Below are 6,045 nucleotides of genomic sequence, written 5' to 3' on the forward strand. Positions count from 1 at the left end.
AGTATGTTTTGAGGAAATAGTCAACGACATATTGTGTAGTCCTTGCCATAGAATATGCAGCTTGCGGCAGTGCCTGCCGCATATTCGCAGCCCAAGGAGGAACAACATGTCATCGCTTCAAGATTTGCTGGCGAAACGAGCTGCTCTAGAGCAGGAAATCGAAGCCACACAAAAGCGCGAGCGGCAAGAGGCCATCAGCAAAGTGAAATCGCTGATGTCTGAACATGGTTTGTCGGTGGCCGACCTTTCCGGCAAGAGCACTGGTGGTGGCAAGGCCGGCGCCGCCAAAGGCTCCAAAGTAGCGCCCAAGTACCGCAACGCAGCCACCGGTGACACCTGGAGCGGGCGCGGCCTGCAACCCAAGTGGCTGAAAGCCGCCCTAGCCTCCGGCAAGAAAATCAGCGATTTCGCGATCTGAGCCTGTTACTCCCTTGAACGCCGCCTTCGGGCGGCGTTTTGCTTGGAGTGCGTTCGTTAGACTGACAGTGTGATCCCGCCCTCCTTCGTTCAAGACCTCCTTTCCCGCGCCGACATCGTCGAGATCGTTGGCCGCCATGTCCAGCTCAAGAAGGCCGGCATCAACCACAAGGGGCTGTGCCCCTTTCACGGCGAAAAGAGCCCCAGCTTCATCGTCAGCGCCACCCGCCAGACTTACCACTGCTTCGGTTGCGGCGTGCATGGCAATGCCATTGGCTTCCTGATGGAGCACTCGGGCATGGGCTTTCTCGATGCCGTGCGCGACCTGGCCCAACAAGTGGGCCTGACCGTGCCCGAAGACGACCGCTCGCCGCAGGAGCGCGAGCGCGCCGCCGAGCTGCGGGAGCGCCAGGCCACGCTCAGCGACGTGCTGGCCAAGGCCGCCGAGCACTACCGCAAGCAGCTCAAGGCCAGCCCGCGAGCGGTCGACTACCTGAAGGGCCGTGGCCTGACCGGCGAGATCGCTGCCGCCTTCGGCCTGGGCTACTCGCCAGAAGGCTGGCGTGGCCTGGCCAGCGTGTTTCCCTCTTACGACGACCCGCTGCTGGAAGAAAGTGGACTGGTCATCACCACGGGAGAAAACGAGGCCGATCGCAAGCGTTACGACCGCTTTCGCGACCGCATCATGTTTCCCATCCGCTCGGTACAGGGCGACGTGATCGGCTTCGGTGGGCGGGTGCTCGACAAAGGCGAACCGAAGTACCTGAACTCGCCCGAAACGCCCGTGTTCATTAAGGGCCGCGAGCTGTATGGCCTGCACGAGGCCCGCGCAGTGATGCGCCAGCGCGGCTACGTGCTGGTCGTCGAGGGCTACATGGACGTCGTGGCACTGGCGCAGCTCGGCTTCCCCAACGCGGTGGCCACGCTGGGCACCGCATGCACGGCCGAGCACGTGCAAAAGCTGTTCCGATTCACCGATTCGGTGGTGTTCAGCTTCGACGGCGATGCCGCTGGCCGCCGCGCCGCCGGGCGGGCGCTGGAGGCGTCTTTGCCGCATGCAAGTGACACCCGAACCATCCGCTTCCTGTTCTTGCCGACGGAGCACGACCCGGATTCCTACGTGCGCGAATTTGGCGCCGCGACATTCGAAGAGTGCATCGCGAAGGCTGTTCCGTTGTCGCGCCAGTTGATCGAGGCAGCGGGCGAAGCCTGTGACCTCGCAACGGCTGAAGGCCGTGCCCACATGCTCGCCAACGCCAAACCCTTATGGAGCGCGCTGCCCGACGGCACGCTGAAGCGCCAACTGCTTGCCGATATCGCAGCTGCAGCGCGCGACGATGCTGAGCAATTGATGCACCAATGGAGTCACGCTGCTCCACGCGCTGTTGCGCGCGAGGCCGGGCCGGCCCGGCCGCCCATTCGGCGCGCAAGCCGCATCAGCAAAGGCGCCGCAAATTTGTTGGATCGCGCGATCTGGTTGCTGCTGCATCGCAGTGAGCTGTGGACGCAACTTGATGGCGAAACGCACGATCTGCTCGCCGCGCAGGCTGCGCCATACGATAGTTTTTTTGGCTGTATCGAGCGCTGCTTGCACGAACTCGGCCCGCTAGGGTCGGCAGCGCTGCAAGACGAGCTGCGCAAGAATGCTGAGACCGAGAACGAGGGCAGTGCGGTGTTGTCGCGGATTGCTGAGTTTCACGACCCTGAGCCCGAATCTGACATTGCTCACGAGTTCTCACTGGTGATAGCGAAGTTGCGGCTAAATGCGGTCGACGAAGAGCTGAAGCTGCTGTTCGAATCGGGTGTGCAATCACCCGACGCCGTGCGCCGTAGCCGCGAACTGATGGACGCGCGAAAACGGCTGAAAACCTGATGTTTACTGGTAATCCGGTACATCTGGCGATATAATCCTTGGTTGACGTTAGCGCGGCAAGAGCGACAGCAGCACCTCCGGGCCCCGGCCACCCTCTGATACAGGGTTCCCATTGCGGATTCACAGGCCACCCTTTCCCGCAAGGGCTGCACTCCAAATGATCGCCCAAGCTTGCCCGCTTGCCACTTGATCGGTGACGAACTGATCGGGTTCGGCATTGGCTTGTCGCGCCGTTTCGGCGCCGACCCACCACCATTCGAGGATTTGCATGACCGCGAAGAAGAGCGCTCCCGCCAAGGCAGCCCCAGCCGCTGCTCCCGCCAAGGCCCACAAGGCCGAAGCCGAAGACAAGAAGAAGAAACCCACGCCAGCTGCTGCTGCCAAGCCTGCGGCCAAGGCCGCCGTTGAAGCCAAGGGCAAGCCGGGTCGCAAGCCCAAGGCCGGCGTCGCTGCCTCCAAGAAGGAAGAAGTGCCTGAAGAGGACTTCTCCGACATCGAGGCCGACTTGCAAGGCGAGCCAGAAGTCGAAACCGAAGCCGGCGGGGAAGAAAAGGTCGCCAAGGTCAAGCCGCTGCGCATGAAGGTGTCGCGTGCGAAAGAACGCGCGCTGATGCGCGAGTTCGGCCTCGACGAGACCGCACTCACCGAAGAAGAAGTCGCCAAACGCCGCCAGGAGCTCAAGACGCTCATCAAGATGGGCAAGACGCGCGGCTTCCTGACGCACCAGGAAATCAACGACCACTTGCCTGAAAAGCTGGTCGACGCCGAAATCCTCGAAGCCATCGTGTCGATGCTCAACGACATGGGCATTGCCGTGTACGAGCAGGCGCCTGACGCCGCCACGCTGCTGATCGCCGGTGGTGGCACCACCACCGCGACCGAAGAAGAAGCCGAAGAAGCCGCAGAAGCTGCACTCTCTACGGTGGACAGTGAATTCGGCCGCACGACCGACCCGGTGCGCATGTACATGCGCGAAATGGGCACCGTGGAGCTGCTCACGCGCGAAGGCGAAATCGAGATCGCCAAACGCATCGAGGGTGGCCTGCAAGCCATGATGCTGGCCATCAGCGCCTCACCGACCACCATCGCCGAAATCTTGGTCTACGCCGACAAGATCGGCGCAGGCGAGATGCAGATCTCTGAATCCGTCGACGGTTTCGTCTCGGTAGACGAGGCCGACGACTACGTCGCCGAAGAAGACGTCGACTTCTTCGATGAAGAAGACGATGACGATGGCAACGGCGGCAGCAAGGCCCTCACCAAGAAGCTCGAAGAGCTGAAGACCGCGGCGCTGGCCAAGTTCGCCAACCTGCGGATCAACTTCGACAAGATGCGCAAGTCGTTCGAGAAGGATGGCTATCAGTCTGCCTCCTATAGCAAGTCGCAGCTCGCCATCAGCCAGGAGCTGATGACCATCCGCTTCACCGTCAAGACCATCGAGAAGCTGTGCGGCATCTTGCGTTCGCAAGTGGATGACGTGCGTCGCTACGAGCGCGAGTTGCGCAAGATCCTGGTCGACAAGTGCGGCATGCCGCAGGAATACTTCATCAAGCACTTCCCGCCCAACCTGCTCAACCTGAAGTGGGCTGAGAAAGAGGCGGCGTCTGGCAAGAACTACAGCGCCATCCTGACGCGCAACCTGCCCGCCATTCAGGAGTTGCAGAAGAAGCTGACCGATCAGCAAGCTCGCGCTGTCGTGCCGCTCGAAGACCTGAAGCAGATCAACAAGCGCATGAACGAAGGCGAGAAGTCTTCGCGCGACGCAAAGAAAGAAATGATCGAGGCCAATCTGCGTCTCGTCATCTCCATCGCCAAGAAATACACCAACCGCGGCCTGCAGTTCCTCGATCTGATTCAAGAAGGCAACATCGGCCTGATGAAGGCGGTCGACAAGTTCGAATACCGTCGCGGCTACAAGTTCTCGACCTACGCCACCTGGTGGATTCGCCAGGCCATCACCCGCTCGATTGCCGACCAGGCGCGCACCATCCGCATACCGGTGCACATGATCGAGACGATCAACAAAATGAACCGGTTGAGCCGCCAGCATTTGCAGGAGTTCGGCTTCGAGCCTGATGCGCCCACGTTGGCCGAGAAGATGGAGATCCCGGAAGACAAGATCCGAAAGATCATGAAGATCGCGAAGGAGCCGATCTCGATGGAAACCCCCATCGGCGACGACGACGACTCGCACCTGGGTGACTTCATCGAAGACACCAACAACACGGCGCCTATCGAAGCAGCGATGCAGGCCGGCCTGCGCGATGTTGTGAAGGACATTCTCGACTCGCTGACGCCGCGCGAAGCCAAGGTGCTGCGCATGCGTTTCGGCATCGAGATGAGCACCGACCACACACTGGAGGAAGTCGGCAAGCAGTTCGACGTCACGCGCGAGCGCATCCGCCAGATCGAGGCGAAGGCGCTGCGGAAGCTCAAGCACCCGAGCCGCAGCGACAAGCTGCGAAGCTTCATCGATACGCTCTAAGCGCAACGCGGCTTGACTGGAAACGCCCTTCGGGGCGTTTTTTCTTGCAGGGGTCCATCGAAAGGGCGAAAGCGGCGTTTCTCTGAACGCCCGCTCCCAGAACGCGAGCTTCGAGCCTGGTGCCGGCATCTTTGCCGCCAGGGCCCTGGGCGAAATCAGCCCCCGAAGAAGAAGGTCTCTTCCACCACCTTGCCATTCTTGACGGTGTAGAGCCCTACCTCGTCCATGCTCATGCGGGCCTGGCCCTTGGGCGTGACGTCCATCGTGAAGCGCACCACGAACTGGTTGCCGTGCACGTACGGGCCGCCCACCTCGACCTTGTGGATTTCATGGTTGGCGAACCACCACTCGCCCTTTTTCTCGACACCGGCGCGACCGCGGATTTCGGCCATGTCGCCTTCCATGGGTTCGCGCGAGACGATGTCGTCGGACCAGTAGAGCTTGCCTGCCTCTTCGAATTTGCCTTCCTTGCACAGCTGGGTGAAGGCCTTGGCCACTTCCTGGGTTGTCATGGGAAATCTCCTGAGTGAAAGGCATCACAGGATAGCCTAGCCTGATGCAGTGGTTGTGTCAGCAGCGTTATCGGCCGGGCAGGACGAGTTCGACCTCCAGACCGGGAGTTGCGTTCCGGAAGCGCAGGTGCCCGCCATGGGCTTGCGCAACCAGCCGGCAAAGGTACAAGCCCAGGCCGACGCCACCGGTAGCGCGCTCGCGCGCCGCATCCGGCCGCCAGAATGCTTCGGCAAGGTGCGGCAGCGCCGCCTCGTCGACGCCCGGGCCGTGGTCGCGTACCTTCAACAAGATACCCTGCCCGTCCGCTTGCAGCTTGACCCTCAGCGGTTGCGCCACCCCGCCGCTGTGGCGCAGCGCGTTTTCGAGGAGGTTGCGCAGCAGGAGGCGCATGCGTGTGCGATCCAGTGCCAGCAGCGGCAGGCCCGGATCGATGTCCAGCTGCACCTCGGGTTGCGCGCCCGTTCCCACCTGCAGGGCCACTTCGCGCGCCAGGTCACCCAGGTCCGTGGGCTCCAGGTGCAGCGCCGCATGGCCCTGCCCCAACCGCTCGCTCTCCAGCAGGTCCGTGACAAGGTCCCGCATTTCCGCCAGGTCGCGCAGCAGCGCCTTGCGCTGGGCTGCGACATCAGGTGTCTCCGGCAGCAGCTCGGTGTTCAGGCGCGCTCGCGTCAGCGGGCTGCGCAGCTCGTGACTGATCGCCAGCAACAGCCCCCGCTTGGCTTCAAGCATCTGGTGGATGCTGTGGGCCATGGTGTTG

At 62.0% G+C, this 6,045-nt stretch carries 5 protein-coding genes; 3 read left to right on the top strand and 2 right to left on the bottom strand.

Annotation, left to right across the window (positions count from 1 at the left end; genetic code table 11):
• Positions 1 to 106: 106 nt before the first annotated feature.
• The 3 genes from AC30QB_RS04285 to rpoD all read left to right on the top strand — a co-directional run bounded on the left by AC30QB_RS04285 (position 107) and on the right by rpoD (position 4,775).
• Complete coding sequence (locus tag AC30QB_RS04285; protein WP_489544951.1) at positions 107 to 418, top strand: H-NS histone family protein; 312 nt, start codon at positions 107 to 109, stop codon at positions 416 to 418.
• A gap of 69 nt (positions 419 to 487) precedes the next feature.
• Positions 488 to 2,290, top strand: a complete 1,803-nt coding sequence (gene dnaG / locus AC30QB_RS04290; protein WP_489544952.1) for a DNA primase — start codon at positions 488 to 490, stop codon at positions 2,288 to 2,290.
• A 268-nt stretch (positions 2,291 to 2,558) separates the two neighbouring features.
• Positions 2,559 to 4,775: an RNA polymerase sigma factor RpoD gene (gene rpoD, locus AC30QB_RS04295; RefSeq protein WP_489544953.1), complete on the top strand. Its 2,217-nt coding sequence runs from the start codon at positions 2,559 to 2,561 to the stop codon at positions 4,773 to 4,775.
• A gap of 155 nt (positions 4,776 to 4,930) precedes the next feature.
• Here rpoD and AC30QB_RS04300 read toward each other — a convergent pair whose 3' ends face one another.
• Positions 4,931 to 5,287 (bottom strand): SnoaL-like domain-containing protein, encoded by a 357-nt coding sequence (locus tag AC30QB_RS04300; RefSeq protein ID WP_489544954.1) that lies wholly within the window; start codon positions 5,285 to 5,287, stop codon positions 4,931 to 4,933.
• A gap of 67 nt (positions 5,288 to 5,354) precedes the next feature.
• A partial coding sequence (locus AC30QB_RS04305; RefSeq protein ID WP_489544955.1) for a sensor histidine kinase occupies positions 5,355 to 6,045 on the bottom strand: 691 nt, incomplete at its 5' end.

Source organism: Rhizobacter sp., assembly GCF_046595475.1.
GTDB lineage: Bacteria > Pseudomonadota > Gammaproteobacteria > Burkholderiales > Burkholderiaceae_C > Rhizobacter.